Source organism: Pseudonocardia sp. EC080619-01, assembly GCF_001420995.1.
In the GTDB taxonomy this organism is placed as follows: domain Bacteria; phylum Actinomycetota; class Actinomycetes; order Mycobacteriales; family Pseudonocardiaceae; genus Pseudonocardia.
Window position 1 is genome coordinate 5,698,633 of sequence record NZ_CP012184.1, and the last position, 14,658, is coordinate 5,713,290.

Genomic DNA, 14,658 nt, shown 5'->3' on the forward strand with positions numbered 1-14,658 from the left:
CGAGGTCAAGTCGCCGGGTGACGACCGCGTAACCGTTTGCGTCTTCCATTGCCTTTTGTCCGTCTTTCGGGTGAGGTGCCGGATCATGACGACAGTGCTTCCCCCGGGTGCGGCCACGAGCTCTCCACCCGCCGACGTGCTCGCCGCCGCCCCGCCACCGGCCGGGGTCCTCGAGAGCATCGAGAACGCCGTGAACACCGTGTTCGACCCGATCTCCTCGGGTCTGTCGAGCATCGTGTTCTACGAGGTGACCGTCTTCGGGATCAGCTTCCCGTGGATCGTGGCCTGGCTGATCCTCGCCGGAATGATCTTCACCGTGTACTTCGGATTCGTGCAGTTCCGGAGCCTGGCACTCGCGGTGCGGATCGTGCGCGGCCGCTACACCCGCAAGGACGAGCCGGGGGAGATCACCCATTTCCAGGCGCTCGCGTCAGCGCTGTCCGGGACGGTGGGGTTGGGCAACATCGCCGGTGTCGGTGTCGCGGTGACCATCGGCGGCCCGGGTGCGACGTTCTGGATGATCGTCGCCGGGCTGCTGAGCATGGCGACGAAGTTCGTGGAGTGCACCCTCGGCGTGAAGTACCGGGAGATGCACGCCGACGGCACCGTCTCCGGCGGACCGATGCACTACCTGCGGCTCGGTGTCGCCGAACGGATCCCGAACGGCTTCGGCCGGGGGCTGGGCAAGGTGCTGGCCGCGGGTGCGGCTGTCATGATCCTCTTCTTCGGCGTGGCCGGCGGGAACATGTTCCAGGCCAACCAGACCTTCGCCCAGCTGCGCGAGGTGACCGGCGGCGAGTCGGGGATGCTCGGCAGCAGCGGCGCCGCACTCGGTTTCGGCGTGCTGCTCGCGCTCGTGGTCGGCGCGGTCGTGTTCGGCGGGATCCGGTCGATCGGCGCCGTGACCGGCCGCCTCGTCCCCGCGATGGCGATCATCTACGTGGCGGCCTGCCTCGTGGTCATCGCCGTGAACATCGCCCAGGTGCCCTCCGCGATCGGGCTCATCCTCGCCGGTGCGTTCAGCGCCGAGGGCGTGGTGGGCGGCGCGATCGGCGCGTTGATCGTCGGTTTCCAGCGGGCGGCGTTCTCCAACGAGGCCGGACTCGGATCGTCCCCGATCGCGCACTCCGCCGTGCGGACCCGCCACCCGGCGACCGAGGGCTATGTGGCCATGATCGAGCCGCTCGTCGACACCGTGCTCATCTGCACGATGACGGCGCTGACCATCGTGATCGCGGGTACGCCGTTCTGGGCGGAGGCCCGGGCGACGGCGTTCGCGAGCGGCGGCGACGACGTACCGGACGGCGTGCTCGTGACCTCGGACGCGTTCGCGACCGTGCTCCCGTGGTTCCCGTACGTGCTGGCGCTGGCAGTGCTGCTGTTCGCGCTCTCGACGATCATCACGTGGGGGTACTACGGCCAGAAGGCCTGGACCTACCTGTTCGGGAAGAGCCAGGTCAGCGAGCGGATCTACCAGACCGTCTTCTGCCTGTTCGTGATCGTCGGTTCGGTGCTGACGCTGGGCAGCGTGCTGGACTTCGCCGACGCCGTCCTGTTCCTGCTGGCGGTCTTCAACATCATCGGCCTCTACCTGCTGGCCCCGATCGTGAAGCGTGAGGTGCGCGCCTTCCGGGAGCGGCTGCGGCAGGGCGAGATCACCGAGGTGGAGCCCTCCGAACGTTCCATGCTGTGAGGGCCCGGCCCGTCACCGGTCCGGTCGTGGATCGGTGACGAGCCCGGTGACCAGGTCCGCTGCGCTCCCGGACCGGGAGCGCAGCGACCGGTCGTAGTGCCGGGTGGTGGCGATGCTGGCGTGCCCGACGTCGGCCTGCACGTGCTGGATCGGGGCGCCCGCCTCCAGGGCGAGGGTGACGTAGGCGTGCCGCAACGTGTGCGGATGTATCCGCTCGGCGACGTCGGCGAGCGCGGGCCCGGCCGCCCGGGCGATGCGGCGCAGCAGATGGTGCAGGTCGTGGCGCGAGCAGCGCCCGCCGTCGCGGGTGGCGAGCAGCGGTGACCGGCGGTCGGCGGAGCCACGGGCCGGGAGCGGGTCGCCGTACTCCCGGTCGCGCAGCAGCAGGTAGCCGGTGAGGGCGTCGATCGTGGCGTCGCCGGGGAAGACCTCCCGCACGGTGCCGCCCTTGCCCCGCACCCGCAGCAGCCGTTCACCGCCGGAGACGACGAGATCGTCGCGGTCGAGGCCGGTGATCTCGGAGATCCGCAGCCCCAGGCAGAGCAGCGCGACGAAGGCGACGGCGCGGGCCGCGTACAGCTCGCGGTGCCGGGTGCGGTTCGGAAGGTCCGCGGCGGCCGTCCAGAGCTCCCGCACCTGGCCGGCGGTGAGCCGGATCGTCGGCGACGGGTCGCGGGACGTGCCCGCCAGTCCGAGCCGGCCGCGGTGCAGCGCGGCCGGGTTGCCGCCGAGCACGCCCTCCTCGGCGAGGAACGCGTAGAACGCCGACACCGTCGACAGCATCCGCGCGCGGGTGCGCTTGCCGGCGCCCGCCGCGTCCAGAGCGTGCAGCCAGGTCGTGACGTGTGCGGCCGTCACCGCACGCGGGTCGAGCCGGTGACCTGCGCACCACCGGAAGAAGGCGAGGCGGTGCAGCCGCCCGCGGCGGGCCGGCGGGGGAGTGCGGCCGTGCCCCGGCCGTTCCGGCCGCGGCACACCGGTGACGGCGTCGGCCCACTCCGGGGGCAGGCCGAGCGCGTAGGCGTAGGTGCGGCGGGTCTGGGCCGTCCCGTACCCGGCGAGCCAGCGGGCGACGAGCGTCCGGAGCTCCGCGGGGTCGTCGACGCCCGGCCAGTCGGCGCCGGCGCCGTCGTCGTGCGGGCCGGGGACCTCCGGGGCCGGACGCGCGGGCAGCGCGGTGAGCACGGTCAGCGCGGCGGACGGGGTGGGATCGGCCATCGGAGGTGATGCTCCCACCGGTCGCGCGCCGGCAGGTGTTCCCACGCCCGGGCCGGGTCCGTGATCCGTGAGGACGGCGGAGGACGGGGTGATCGGACTTTCGGCCGAGCCCCCACGGCCCGTTTCCACCGGACGGCCGATCCGCGCGCCCGGGCGCGCCGATCATGCTGCGCGGGTCCGGTCACCGTCCGAACGGGAGAGTCCATCGTGAGCCGCACCGCCGTCCTGCCCGTACCGGGGGTGGGCGTCCCGTGAGCGAGCGGCTGCGCGTCCTCGACGTCCTGCGCGGAATGGCGATCGCCGGGATCGTCCTGGTCAACGTGCCGGACATGCTCCTGCTCGATCCGGTCGGGGCCGGGTCGGCGCCGCTGCGCACCGGGCTCGACCTCCTCGTGCAGGGGCGCCTCGTCCCGATCTTCGAGGTGCTGTTCGGCGCCGGGATGTTCCTCGTCGCCCGCTCCGCCCTCGACCGCGGCCGCTCGCCGTGGCCACCCCTGCTGCGCAGGCTGCTCGCCCTGCTCGGGATCGGTCTGCTGCACCAGCTCGTGTATCCCGGTGAGATCCTCACGGTCTACGCGGTCGTCGGGCTGGTGGTCCTCCCGGTGGTCCTCCTGGTGCCCCGCGCGGTCCAGCTCGCCCTGGGGGTCGTGGCCACGGCCGTCGTCGTCGCCGTGGCGGGGAGCTCGGTGCTGGAGACCCCGGGCCTGTTCCTGATCGGTGCGGCCGGTGCGGCCTACGGGGTGCCGGCCGTGCTGGAGCGGGCCGGGCCCCCGGTGTGGTGGGCCATGGCGATCGCCGTGCCGGTCGCCGCTGTGGCGCTGTACCTGCAGATCCTCGAACCGGGCGACCCTCGCTTCACCGTCGCCGGCGGCCGGGCCGGGTTCGCGCTGGCGGTCGTGTACGTCCTGGCGGTTGCGCTGGTCCTGTCCGGTCCGCTGCGCCGGGCGGTGTCCGCGGTGTTCGCCCCGCTCGGCCGGATGGCGCTGACCTGTTACCTGACGGCGTCGCTGGTCGTGGTGCCGGTCGGAGCCCTGCTCGCGCTGCCGGGATCCGGGAACCTGCCCGCGGCACTCGGGCTCGCGGTCGCCGTCGTCACCGCGCAGTCCGTGGCCTGCCGGTTCTGGCTGCGCCGGGCGGACCAGGGGCCGGTCGAGTGGTTGTGGCGGGTGGTGACCTGGGGCTCGTGGCGGCGGACCACGACGGCGCCGTCGTCGTGAGTCCGGGTCTCAGACCTCCCGCCAGGCCCTGGCGATCAGTTCGGTGGACCGCAGCCGGTCCTCCAGCGTCGGCGCCACCGTCTCGACCACCAGCTCGTCGGCCTCGACGGCGTCGACGATCGCGGCCAGCCGCTCGGCCACGGCGCGCGGGGTGCCGGTGACCCGGGTCCGCAGCCGGTCCTCCAGGGCGACGGCGTCGTCGGTGTCCAGTGGCGGCATGAGGGCGCGCTCGTCCGCCGTCGGGTGGTAGGACGGCCCACGGTCCCGGTCGAGACCACGCAGCCAGACGTCGTACCCGGCGGTGAGATCAGCGGCCTCCGCCCCGGTGCGCGCGGCGAGCGCCGACACCGCGACGGCCACGTGCGGCCTGTCCCGGTACGGGCCGGGGGTGAACCGCGCGCGGTAGTCGTCGACGGCCTCGAGCGCCGTCGTCGGGCGGGCGAAGTAGGCGATGCCCAGCGGCAGTCCGGACCGCGCCGCGTAGCCGGAGCTCTCCCCGGCCGCCGTCGCGTGTACCCAGACCTGCGGCGGGACGGCGTCGAGCAGTCGCACCGGATCGCCGTGCAGCCCCGGCTCCTTCCCGTCGAGCAGCCGCAGCAGCTGGTCGCAGCGCCCGGAGAAGGTGCCCAGCCCGCGTTCCAGGAGCCGGGCCTCGACCCGGGAGCGGTCCTGGTCGCCACCCACGGTGCGCGGGATGCGGTCGGCGTCGGACCGGCCGAGCCCCAGGTCGGTCCGGCCGCCGGAGAGCGCGGAGAGGAGCAGCGAGTCCTCGGCGAGCCGCAGGGGCGGGTGGTGGGCGACCGGTGTCGCGGCGACGCCGAGGCGGATCCGCCCGGTGCGGGCGGCGAGGTGCGAGAGCAGGACCATCGGGCTGGTCGAACCGAGTCCGGGGGTGAGGTGGTGCTCACCGACCCAGTAGCGCAGCAACCCGAGCGACTCGGCGTGCTGGGCCATCGTGATCGCGCCGTCGACGACGTCGGCGGCGGACCCACCGGGCCGCACCGGGGACAGGTCCAGGCAGGACAGCGGGATCGTGGACAGCGGTGCTCCTCGGGCGGCCGGGCGCGGGGTGCGGTGGCACGGACGGCAGGCGAATCCTGGGCCCGCACCCCGGCGGGGTCAATCCGGCGGACGGAGCCACGTGGGTGCCGCCGGACGCCACTCACGGGGCGCGGCCTCACGGCCCCCGATCAGCATGGTCGCAGGGGCGGCCGGGTACGGCCCCGCCGGGGGAGCGGCCCGGACCGGCGCACGGTCTCACCCGCCGCAGGTGATCCGCCGACCCGGTGGGCCGACCACGATGACCTGCGACCGGACCGGGTTCGGCAGCGGAGGGGCCGGTATGGACGCGATCCCGAGCGGCCACGGCGACGTGGCCCCCGCCGGTGAGCTCGGACCGCTCGCCCGGGCCAGGGTCCGGTCCCTGCTGACCGGGTCGATCTTCGCGATGGCGGTGCTCGTCTACCTCGGTGACCGGGAGACGACGCTGGTGGCGGCGGTCGGCACGGTGGCAGGCACGGGTCTGGTGGTCTTCTTCGGGGAGGCGTACGCGGGTCTGCTCTCGGCCTCGCTCGCGTCGGTGCGTGCGGTCCCGTGGACCGAGGTGCGGGACGAGCTCGGTGCGAGTTCGGCGGCGGCGGCGCCCGGTGTCCTGGCGGGGGGCATCCTGTTGCTCGTGGACCTGGCGGGTTCCACCGTGCAGACCGGCATCGACATCGCGTTGTGGGCGGGCGTCCTCACGCTGACGGTGTGCAGCGTCCTCGAGGGCCGCGGCTCGCACCGGCCACTGCCGGTCCGGATCGCTGCCGTCGCCGGCTCGGTCCTGCTGGGCATCGGAATCATCGTCCTGAAAGCCGCACTCCACTGACGGTGATCACGGATCGGGAAGCAGGGTGGCCGTATGCGGCCGGTTCCCTTCCCGATCCGTGATCACCGGGGTCCGGTCAGGCGGGGCCGAAGCGGAATGCGGGGTGGGTGCCGGTGGCGGTGAAGGGGTGGAGGATCCGGGTCACCTCCGTGCGGGCCGTGGCGGGGTCCACCGCCCCGTCGCCGAAGGGGGCCAGGGCGTTCACCAGGTACGCCGCGTCGCGGCCCCGCACCGAGTCCGGGACCCGCGGGGCCCGGCCCGCCGCCCCGCCGAGGTGCCGGATCCCGGTCACCGCCATCGGGCCGGTGCGGGTCGCGACCCGGTCGAGGGCGGCCGGGTCGAGCCCGTCGACGAGGACGCAGTCGCCCAGGTAGGCGTGCGGGAACTCCGGCTCGGCGTACACCCGCGCGGAGTCGACGGGATCGAGCGGTCCGACCGTGTCGTCGTCCCAGCCGACGGCCGCGCGCAGCGGCGCGAGCCACCGGTCGGCCTCGGCGGTCGTCCCGCTGACGGTGACGCCGACCCGCAGCACCCGGCGCCCGCGCAGGTGCGGCGGCAGGAACGGCAGGTCCGGGTAGGGCACGACCGAGACGCCGGACGTCACCGCGTCGGGCAACCCGGCCGTCCACGAGGCCCAGGCGTGCAGCGGAGCCGGGTCGCCGGGCTCGTCGGCGGGGCCGAGGACCGTCACCAGCCCGCCACCGGTGAGGGGGTCCGCGGGGAGCAGGCCGATCGTCACCGCGGTCACGACCTCCCCGGACCGCGGACCGGTCCCGCGCAGCCGCGTGAAGACCTCCCCGCCCGTGACCTCGCGGACGCCGTCGCGGTCCACCACCTCGATCGACCGCACGTGGTCGGCCGCCCAGCCGTCGGACCGGACGGCGAGGCCGAGACCGCCGCCGGACAGGTACCCGGCCACCCCGACCGACGGGGCGCTGCCGCTCGGCGCCCGCAGGCCGTGCGGTGCCGCCGCGGCCGCCACGTCCGCCCAGGTCGCGCCGGCCCCGACCCGTGCCGACGCCGTCGCCGGGTCGACACCGACCCCGCTCATCGCCGAGGTGTCGAGCAGGACCCCGCCCGCGGCGGGGACCCGGAGCCCGTGGCCCGACGCGTGCACCGTCACCGGCGCGCCGTGCCGGTCGGCGACGTCGAGCACGGCGGCGACGTCCGCGGGACCGCCGGCGGCGACGGTGACCTCGGACCGGTGCGCCGTCCCGGTCTGGAAGCAGGTGCCCGGCGCGGCGCCGGTGACGACCCGGCCGGTGACGCGGGCGGAGAGAGCGGTGTGCAGGGACTGTGTCGTCGTGGTCATGGCAACGAGCCTGCGACGCCGAGCGGCATAAGTCGAAGAGCTGATTCGTCTAGCCGCTAGCATTCGCGGTTATGGAACTGCGGCATCTGCGCTACCTGGTCACCGTGGTCGACGAGGGCACCGTCACTGCGGCCGCGGAGACGCTGCACGTCGCGCAGCCCGGCGTGAGCGCGCAGCTGCGGCAGCTGGAACGGGAGCTGGGGGAGACCCTCCTCGAACGCGGTCCCCGTGCCGTCGTGCCGACCGAGGCAGGACGGGCGGTGCTGCCGCACGCCCGGGCCGCGCTGGCCGCCGTCGAGGGAGCCCGGGACGCCGTCGCCGCCCTCCGCGGGCTCGTGCAGGGCCGGGTCGCGGTGGGGATGGCCAGCTCGCTGCCCGACACCGTGCTCGCCGACCCGGTGGGCGACTTCGCCGCCGAGCACCCCGGGGTCGAGGTGACACTGCGCGAGGGCACCACCGACGAGCTCGTCACGGATCTGCGTGCCGGGCGCGTCGATCTGGCGGTCCTCGGGTTCCCCACCGCACCGCCCGACGGGCTCGACGGCCGGGTGCTGGTCGAGTCCGAGCTGGTCGCCGCTGTCGCCGCGGACGACGCCGTCGCCGGCGACGCGGTGCTCCCGCTCGCCGAGCTGGTGCGGCGCCCGCTGATCTGCCTGCCCCGCGGCCACGGATTGCGCACCGCGCTGGACGGCGCGCTCGCGGCGCACGGCCTGACCGCCCGGGTGACGTTCGAGTCCGGTGCGATGAACCTGCTGCTGCGCCTCGCCGCCCGTGGGGCGGGGACGGCCGTCGTCCCGGCACCGGCGCTGCGGGCCGCCGCGGTGCAGGCGCTGGAGCGGCCGCCGGCGGCGCTGGCGCTCGAACCGGAGGTGCGGACCCGGCTGCACCTGGTGTGGCGCTCGGGCGGGCCCGGGGGACCCGCCGCGCGCGCGTTGCTCGACCGGCTGCTCGGCTGACCCCGCAGCCGCTCAGGTGCGGGGGACCGACACCAGCACGCGGACGGCCTCGGCGACGGCGGCGCGCCGTGCCACCCGGACCGCCGACGCGATCGGCCGCAGCGCGTCGGAGCGGGCCACCGCGGCCGACGCCGACAGCGCCCCGCCCGGGGCGTCGCCGTTCGCGGCGGAGAGGATCGCGTCGACCTCGTCGGCCTGCTGGAGCACCCGCAGCGCCTGCGGCGGCATGCCGTCCGGCCACAGTGCACGCGGCCGGCCGCGCAGCGCCGCGGCGATCTCCTCGCGCACACCCGGCCGGTGCCGGGCGACGCCCATGTAGGACAGCGCCGCCGCGGCGTTGCGGACCTGTCCGCGCAGGTCCCGCTCGGCCTCGTTCAGCGCCACGTACTCCGGCACCGGCCCGCTGTCCGGCACCGCGTGGACGGTCCAGCGGACGACGCCGTCGGCGATCGGGGACGGGACGACGCCGAGCCCGGCGTCCGGGAACAGGACGCCCTCGCCGGCCGTCGTCGCCTCGCGGGAGAACGGGCCGGGGCCGGGCAGCCCGCGCACGTCACCGGGGGCGGGCAGCACGACCCGGGCCGACCCGCGCGGCGCCGCCCGGCGGACGGCGGCCAGCAGCAGCGTGGTCGACGTCGGGGTCGTACCGGGGCCGGGCAGGTCGGTCAGGGCAGCCGTCCCGTCGTCGGCGGCCAGGACGTCGTGCGCCTCCGACCACGGCGCGAGCGCGTCGAGGACGTCGTCGGGGGCGGCGGTCCCGGCCAGCCAGGCCGAGGCCCAGACGGCAAGGGTCGCGGAGGCACTGGACACGGCCGTCAGGCTAACGATCGTGGGCGCCGCGCACACCCGGCAGGAGGGTGACGCTGAGTGCCCGCGAGTCAGCGGGGTGTGACCACGACCGGGTGGGCGTGTCGTACACCGGTGACGGGCGGGTCCCGCGGCGATACTCGACGACCATGAGCCGGACCCACGACTACCGCGGCGCGTTCGACGCCGCAGGCACCCGTGCCGCGCGCCCGTCCCGCGTCGCGGAGGTCCCGGCCGAGCCCGGCCTCGTCGTGGAGGACCCGGCGAGCGGGTTCTGCGGAGCGGTCGTCGGGATCACGGGGTCCGAGGTGACGCTGGAGGACCGCTTCGGCGGGCGGCGGATCTTCCCGCTGCGGCCCGCGGCGTTCCTGTTCGAGGGCGCTCCGGCCACGCTGGTGCGCCCGAAGGCCGCGCCGGCCGGACGGACGCTGTCCGCGTCGGGGTCGGTGCACGTCGCGGGCCACCGGGCCCGCACGGCCCGCGCCGCCCGGATCTGGGTCGAGGGCCTGCACGACGCCCACCTGCTCGAGCAGGTGTGGGGGCACGACCTGCGGGTGGAGGGTGTCGTCGTCGAACCCCTGCACGGCGTCGACGACCTGGCCGCCGCCGTCCGCGACTTCGCACCCGGGCCGCACCGCCGTCTCGGGATCCTGGTCGACCACCTCGTCGAGGGCACCAAGGAGACCCGGCAGGCGCGCGAGGCGTACCGCGCCACCCGGGAGGCGCAGCACCACGTGCTCGTCACCGGTCACCCGTACGTCGACGTGTGGCAGGCGGTGAAACCGTCCGTGGTCGGGATCCGGGAGTGGCCGGTGATCCCGCGGGGGACGGACTGGAAGACCGGGGTGTGTGCCCGGCTCGGCTGGGGCGAGCCCGCGGACGGCGCGCGCCGGGTGCTGGGCGCGGTCTCGAGCTACCGCGACCTGGAGTCGCCGATGATCGGGGCCGTCGAGCGGCTGATCGACTTCGTGACGGCGATCGAGGAACCGGACGCGAGGGCCTGAACCGGCTGCGCCCCAATAACGATCAGGCCAACCGACGGTGGATCCGCGCCGCCGAATGTCCGATTCTGGCACCCTGGACGCATGACACCGGCACTGATCTGGCTGCTCGTCGGGGTGGTCCTGGTCGGGGCGGAGTTCGTGTCCGGCGAGCTGTTCCTGGTGATGCTCGGCGGGGGTGCGCTCGCCGCGGCCGGGGGCGCCGCGCTCGGACTGGGGCTGCTGCCGAGCGCGGGACTGTTCGCGATCGTGTCCGTGCTGTTGCTGCTGGCCGTCCGGCCGGTCGCGAAACGGAAGCTGCAGGAACGGATGGGGTCGCTGGAACGCCACCAGGACCGGTTCGTGGGCTCCGCCGCCGAGGTCGTCCAGCGGGTCGACGGCGAGGGCGGCCAGGTCCGGATCGGCAAGGAGGTCTGGTCGGCCCGCTCGATGGACGGGCGCGAGGTCCTCGAGGCGGGCACGACCGTCACCGTCCTGCAGGTCACCGGCGCTGCCGTGCTCGTGACCGGCCGGGGGGAACTGCCGGCGTCCTGAGCGCCGGCGATCGAGCCCCGGGGACTCCGGGGCGTACGTGAGCGCCGGTCCTCCGGCGCGCATCGAGGGGAGGCCGGATGGATGCCGGTGTGATCATCGCGATCGTCCTGCTCGTCCTGGTCGTGACGATCGTCGTCAAGTCGATCGTCATCGTGCCGCAGGAGTGGGCGTACATCATCGAGCGGCTCGGCCGCTACCACAGCACCCGGGAGGGCGGCCCCGCCATCCTGGTGCCGTTCGTGGACCGCACCCGGGAGCGGGTCGACCTGCGGGAGCAGGTCGTGTCCTTCCCGCCGCAGCCGGTCATCACCCAGGACAACCTGACGGTGAACATCGACACGGTCGTCTACTTCAAGGTCAACGACGCCAAGGCCGCGGTCTACGAGATCGCCAACTACATCGCCGGTGTCGAGCAGATCACCACCACGACCCTGCGGAACGTGGTCGGCGGGATGACGCTGGAGCAGACCCTGACCTCGCGGGACCGGATCAACACCGCGCTGCGCGGCGAGCTCGACGAGGCCACCGAGCGCTGGGGCATCCGGGTGGCCCGGGTCGAGATCAAGGCGATCGACCCGCCGCCGTCCATCCAGAACTCGATGGAACAGCAGATGAAGGCCGACCGTGAGAAGCGGGCCATGATCCTCACGGCGGAGGGCCAGCGGGAGTCGGCGATCCGCAGCGCCGAGGGTCAGAAGCAGTCGCAGATCCTCACCGCCGAGGGTGCCAAGCAGGCGTCCATCCTGGAGGCCGAGGCCGAGCGGCAGGGCGAGATCCTGCGCGCGCAGGGCCGCCGGGCCGCGCAGTACCTCGAGGCACAGGGTGCGGCGAAGGCGATCGAGAAGAAGTTCGCCGCGATCAAGGCAGGCCGGCCGACCCCGGAGCTGCTCGCCTACGAGTACCTCCAGACGCTGCCGGAGATGGCGCAGGGCGAGGCCAGCAAGATGTGGGTCGTGCCGTCCGACTTCGGCAAGGCCCTGGAGGGCTTCACCCGCATGCTCGGGGCGCCCGGCGACGACGGTGTCTTCCGCTACACCCCCAGCCCGGACGACGGCACGGTGTCGCGTCCCGCCGACGACGACGACTCCGTCGAGGACTGGTTCGACACCTCCACCGACCCGGAGATCGCCCGGCAGGTCGCCGAGGCCACCGCGGCGGCCCAGGCGGAGGTGCCGCCGGTCGGCGACCGCCCGGCGTCCGGGGGCGACGGTGGCGGGTCCTCCCCGTCGCAGATCGAGGCGTCCCGCCAGGTCCCGGGACTGAGCACCACCCCGGGCGACGTGCAGCCGCACCCGAACGGTGAGCACCAGGGCTGACGCCCCGCTCCACCCGTCCCCTCAGCGGCCCGGGGAACCGCCGTCCGGCACCACCGGACCGCGGCTCCCCGGGCCCGCTCATGCCAGTACGAAGCCGTAGGGCAGTTCGAGGCGGTGCCTCGCCAGCAGGGCATCGTCGGCGAGGAGATCCCGGGTCGGGCCGTCGGCGGTGACCACCCCGCCGTCGAGGACGACGCTGCGCGGGCACAGCTGCAGCGCGTACGGCAGGTCGTGGGTGACCATCAGCATCGTCACGTCCAGCCCGAGCAGGACCTCGGCCAGTTCGCGGCGGGCCACCGGGTCCAGGTTCGACGACGGCTCGTCGAGAACCAGGATCTCCGGGTCGCAGGCGAGAACCGTCGCCAGCGCCACCCGGCGCCGCTGGCCCCCGGAGAGGTGCAGCGGGGACCGGTCGGCGTGCCCCTCCATCCCGACCGCGCGCAGCGCCGTCCGGACCCGGTCGGTGAGCGCGTCGCCGCGCAGCCCGAAGTTCGCGGGCCCGAACGCGACGTCCTCGCCGACGGTGGGCATGAACAGCTGGTCGTCCGGGTCCTGGAAGACGATCCCCACCCGGCGCCGGATCTCCTGCAGGTTCGGCCGCTCCACCGCGAGCCCGCCCACCTCGACCGACCCCTCCCCGCCGCCGAGGATCCCGTTCAGGTGCAGCACGAGCGTCGTCTTCCCGGCGCCGTTCGGACCGAGGAGCGCGACCCGTTCCCCACGGGCGACGGTGAGGTCGACCCCGTAGAGGGCCTGGTGGCCGTCGGGGTAGGCGTAGGCGAGATCGTGCAGGCGCAGCGACGGGTTCACGTCAGCAACCAGCCCGATCCGGCGAGCACCAGCGCGACGGCCGCCGCCGACAGCCCGGCGACCCACTGCCGGGCGGTGGTCCGGGTGTCGCCCAGTGGCGGCATGGTCCCGGTCCAGCCGCGGGACAGCATCGCCAGGTGCACCCGCTCACCACCCTCGTAGGAGCGGACGAACAGGGCTCCGATCCCGCGTGCCGTGGCCGCGGCCTGCCAGAGGAACCGCGGGTCGTGCCCGCGGGAGATCCGGGACAGCCGCATCCGGCGGGCCTCTCCGGCGATCACCTCGGCGTAGCGCAGCATCAGCGTGGCGATCGTGGTCACGATCGCCGGGGCCCGCAGTCGCTGCAGGCCGGCGAGCAGGTCGCGCATCGGTGTCGTCGCGGCGAGGGTCAGCGAGGTCAGGACGCCGAGGGTCCCCTTGATGAGGATGTTCCACGCCCCGAGCAGGCCGGGCCCGGACAGCGCGAACCCGAGGACGTCCACCGACGGCGGCGGGCCGGTGAGCGGCAGCAGCACCGCCAGCACGACGAACGGCAGCTCGATCAGCGACCGCCGCAGGATCCAGCCCGGCGGGATCCGCGCCGCGGTCCAGACCGCCACGAGAAGCAGCGCGAACCCGCCGAACACCGCGAACGCCTCCCGCGGCGTGGCGACCACGCACACCACGACCAGGAACGCCGAGACGATCTTGACCTCGGGCGGGAGCCGGTGCACGGGGGAGTCGTGGGCGAGATGCAGCGGGTGGGTGTGCCCCGCTCCCATCAGACGGTCCCCGCCGGCCGGCGCCCGGTCACCGGGACCGGCGGCGGAGCAGCAGGAACACCCCGCCCGCCACGACGACCGTCACCACCACTCCGGCGACGCCCGCGATCCCGGTGGTCCCGTCGGTACCGCCGACCGCGTAGCCGGCCAGCGGGCTCGACGCCGTCGCGTGCTCGCCCTCGTTCTGCGCGATGCAGCTGCCCTCCAGCTGCTCCTCGCCCTGCGGGGTCTCGACGACCGTGCAGCCGTCGCGGGCGACCGTGTCGAGGCCGTCGGGGTCCGGGGAGGCCAGGGAGGACAGCAGCCCGGCGACGAGCAGCGACACCAGGAGGAACCCGGCGAGGAACACCGCGGTGCGCCGGCCGGTGGCGGGGGTGGTCATCGGGCCGTCCCTCCGGTCCCGGACGGGGACCGGCGCGCGAGCGGCACCGACGTCCCCCTGAGCAGGTACACGAGATCGGGCCGCACCGCGGCGACCGCGCCGACGGTCGCCGCGGTGATCACGCCCTCGCCGATCCCGATCAGCACGTGCAGGCCGCCCATCAGCGCGAACACGGTGCCGAGCGTCGCGCCCCCGGCTCCGCCGATCGCGTACTCGGCCACGAAGCCCATCGCCGCGACGACGGTGTTGAGCAGGGCCGCGACGAAGGCGACGCCGACGAGACCGCCCCGGGAGCGGAGGGCGAGCGGGCGCAGTGCCCTGGCGACGAGCCAGCCGGCCGTCACCCCGATCACCGCCATGTTGGTGATGTTGAGCCCGAGGGCCGTGAGACCACCGTCGGCGAACAGCAGGGCCTGCACGACCAGGACGATCGAGATCGAGATCATCCCGACCCACGGGCCGACGAGGATCGCGACCAGGGCGCCACCGAGCAGGTGCCCGCTGGCACCGGGCAGGATCGGGAAGTTGATCATCTGGACGGCGAAGACGAACGCCGTCACCAGCCCGGCCATCGGGGCCGTCCGGTCGTCGAGGTCGGCGCGGGCCCGGACGACGGCCAGTGCGAGCGCGCCGACCGCCACCACGCCGAAGAGCAGCGCGGTCGGCCCGTTCACCAACCCGTCGCTCATGTGCATGGCGACCGCATGGGTCTGCATCGCGCCCCCTCGCCGGGTCCGGTGGACCGGCCGCCACCCGGCCGGGTGAGGGGATTGAACGCGACACG

15 protein-coding genes are annotated in these 14,658 nt (G+C 74.6%); 7 read left to right on the forward strand and 8 right to left on the reverse strand.

Annotated elements, in window-relative coordinates; genetic code table 11:
• The first annotated feature begins 85 nt into the window (after positions 1-85).
• Positions 86-1,693 (forward strand): sodium:alanine symporter family protein, encoded by a 1,608-nt coding sequence (locus tag AD017_RS26185; protein ID WP_060575887.1) that lies wholly within the window; start codon positions 86-88, stop codon positions 1,691-1,693.
• Positions 1,694-1,705: 12 nt separating this feature from the next.
• Here AD017_RS26185 and AD017_RS37280 read toward each other — a convergent pair whose 3' ends face one another.
• The gene (locus AD017_RS37280) at positions 1,706-2,911 is read right to left on the reverse strand and encodes a tyrosine-type recombinase/integrase (protein ID WP_060575888.1); all 1,206 of its coding nucleotides are present in this window, start codon (positions 2,909-2,911) and stop codon (positions 1,706-1,708) included.
• A gap of 251 nt (positions 2,912-3,162) precedes the next feature.
• On the opposite strand from AD017_RS37280, the gene AD017_RS26195 reads away from it, so the two are divergent.
• Entirely contained in the window at positions 3,163-4,128 is a 966-nt protein-coding gene (locus AD017_RS26195) for a DUF418 domain-containing protein (RefSeq protein ID WP_010233393.1), read from the forward strand.
• 9 nt (positions 4,129-4,137) lie between these two features.
• Here AD017_RS26195 and AD017_RS26200 read toward each other — a convergent pair whose 3' ends face one another.
• Positions 4,138-5,130 carry an MsnO8 family LLM class oxidoreductase gene (locus AD017_RS26200; RefSeq protein ID WP_060575889.1) on the reverse strand — a complete coding sequence of 331 codons (993 nt, stop codon included), beginning with the start codon at positions 5,128-5,130 and terminating at the stop codon, positions 4,138-4,140.
• A 340-nt stretch (positions 5,131-5,470) separates the two neighbouring features.
• On the opposite strand from AD017_RS26200, the gene AD017_RS26205 reads away from it, so the two are divergent.
• Positions 5,471-5,995: a hypothetical protein gene (locus AD017_RS26205; RefSeq protein WP_145982605.1), complete on the forward strand. Its 525-nt coding sequence runs from the start codon at positions 5,471-5,473 to the stop codon at positions 5,993-5,995.
• Positions 5,996-6,071: 76 nt separating this feature from the next.
• Here the strand turns inward: AD017_RS26205 and AD017_RS26210 are convergent, their stop codons facing one another.
• Positions 6,072-7,307 carry an FAD-binding oxidoreductase gene (locus AD017_RS26210; protein ID WP_060575891.1) on the reverse strand — a complete coding sequence of 412 codons (1,236 nt, stop codon included), beginning with the start codon at positions 7,305-7,307 and terminating at the stop codon, positions 6,072-6,074.
• Between the two features lie 71 nt (positions 7,308-7,378).
• Between AD017_RS26210 and AD017_RS26215 the strand changes: the two genes are divergently transcribed.
• Positions 7,379-8,263 carry a LysR family transcriptional regulator gene (locus tag AD017_RS26215; protein ID WP_060575892.1) on the forward strand — a complete coding sequence of 295 codons (885 nt, stop codon included), beginning with the start codon at positions 7,379-7,381 and terminating at the stop codon, positions 8,261-8,263.
• 12 nt (positions 8,264-8,275) lie between these two features.
• Here the strand turns inward: AD017_RS26215 and AD017_RS26220 are convergent, their stop codons facing one another.
• Positions 8,276-9,073, reverse strand: coding sequence for a hypothetical protein (locus AD017_RS26220; RefSeq protein ID WP_060575893.1), 798 nt, complete (start codon positions 9,071-9,073; stop codon positions 8,276-8,278).
• A 146-nt stretch (positions 9,074-9,219) separates the two neighbouring features.
• Here AD017_RS26220 and AD017_RS26225 point away from each other — a divergent pair, with 146 nt between their 5' ends.
• From AD017_RS26225 to AD017_RS26235, 3 genes are all read left to right on the forward strand, one after another.
• Positions 9,220-10,074 carry a DUF3097 domain-containing protein gene (locus tag AD017_RS26225; protein ID WP_050802182.1) on the forward strand — a complete coding sequence of 285 codons (855 nt, stop codon included), beginning with the start codon at positions 9,220-9,222 and terminating at the stop codon, positions 10,072-10,074.
• A gap of 81 nt (positions 10,075-10,155) precedes the next feature.
• Positions 10,156-10,605 (forward strand): NfeD family protein, encoded by a 450-nt coding sequence (locus tag AD017_RS26230; protein WP_010224359.1) that lies wholly within the window; start codon positions 10,156-10,158, stop codon positions 10,603-10,605.
• Between the two features lie 77 nt (positions 10,606-10,682).
• The gene (locus AD017_RS26235; RefSeq protein WP_010224357.1) at positions 10,683-11,921 is read left to right on the forward strand and encodes an SPFH domain-containing protein; all 1,239 of its coding nucleotides are present in this window, start codon (positions 10,683-10,685) and stop codon (positions 11,919-11,921) included.
• 78 nt (positions 11,922-11,999) lie between these two features.
• Here AD017_RS26235 and AD017_RS26240 read toward each other — a convergent pair whose 3' ends face one another.
• The 4 genes from AD017_RS26240 to AD017_RS26255 are packed head-to-tail and all read right to left on the reverse strand — an operon-like array spanning position 12,000 to position 14,590.
• Positions 12,000-12,731, reverse strand: coding sequence for an energy-coupling factor ABC transporter ATP-binding protein (locus AD017_RS26240; protein ID WP_060575894.1), 732 nt, complete (start codon positions 12,729-12,731; stop codon positions 12,000-12,002).
• Positions 12,728-13,492, reverse strand: coding sequence for a cobalt ECF transporter T component CbiQ (gene cbiQ, locus AD017_RS26245; protein ID WP_060575895.1), 765 nt, complete (start codon positions 13,490-13,492; stop codon positions 12,728-12,730). Before cbiQ ends, AD017_RS26240 begins: the two co-directional genes overlap by 4 nt.
• 28 nt (positions 13,493-13,520) lie before the next feature.
• Positions 13,521-13,874: a PDGLE domain-containing protein gene (locus tag AD017_RS26250; protein ID WP_060575896.1), complete on the reverse strand. Its 354-nt coding sequence runs from the start codon at positions 13,872-13,874 to the stop codon at positions 13,521-13,523.
• Positions 13,871-14,590, reverse strand: coding sequence for an energy-coupling factor ABC transporter permease (locus AD017_RS26255; RefSeq protein ID WP_174521776.1), 720 nt, complete (start codon positions 14,588-14,590; stop codon positions 13,871-13,873). The genes AD017_RS26250 and AD017_RS26255 overlap by 4 nt, the downstream gene beginning before the upstream one ends.
• Between the last annotated feature and the right edge of the window lie 68 nt (positions 14,591-14,658).

What these genes read in the sequence shown, in the direction of transcription:
- AD017_RS26215 (WP_060575892.1), top strand. Translation starts at nt 7,379, where the DNA reads ATGGAACTGCGGCATCTGCGCTACCTGGTCACCGTGGTCGACGAGGGC.
- AD017_RS37280 (WP_060575888.1), bottom strand. Translation starts at nt 2,911, where the DNA reads ATGGCCGATCCCACCCCGTCCGCCGCGCTGACCGTGCTCACCGCGCTG.
- AD017_RS26255 (WP_174521776.1), bottom strand. Translation starts at nt 14,590, where the DNA reads ATGCAGACCCATGCGGTCGCCATGCACATGAGCGACGGGTTGGTGAAC.
- AD017_RS26250 (WP_060575896.1), bottom strand. Translation starts at nt 13,874, where the DNA reads ATGACCACCCCCGCCACCGGCCGGCGCACCGCGGTGTTCCTCGCCGGG.
- AD017_RS26205 (WP_145982605.1), top strand. Translation starts at nt 5,471, where the DNA reads ATGGACGCGATCCCGAGCGGCCACGGCGACGTGGCCCCCGCCGGTGAG.
- AD017_RS26225 (WP_050802182.1), top strand. Translation starts at nt 9,220, where the DNA reads ATGAGCCGGACCCACGACTACCGCGGCGCGTTCGACGCCGCAGGCACC.
- AD017_RS26185 (WP_060575887.1), top strand. Translation starts at nt 86, where the DNA reads ATGACGACAGTGCTTCCCCCGGGTGCGGCCACGAGCTCTCCACCCGCC.
- AD017_RS26210 (WP_060575891.1), bottom strand. Translation starts at nt 7,307, where the DNA reads ATGACCACGACGACACAGTCCCTGCACACCGCTCTCTCCGCCCGCGTC.
- AD017_RS26230 (WP_010224359.1), top strand. Translation starts at nt 10,156, where the DNA reads ATGACACCGGCACTGATCTGGCTGCTCGTCGGGGTGGTCCTGGTCGGG.
- cbiQ (WP_060575895.1), bottom strand. Translation starts at nt 13,492, where the DNA reads ATGGGAGCGGGGCACACCCACCCGCTGCATCTCGCCCACGACTCCCCC.
- AD017_RS26235 (WP_010224357.1), top strand. Translation starts at nt 10,683, where the DNA reads ATGGATGCCGGTGTGATCATCGCGATCGTCCTGCTCGTCCTGGTCGTG.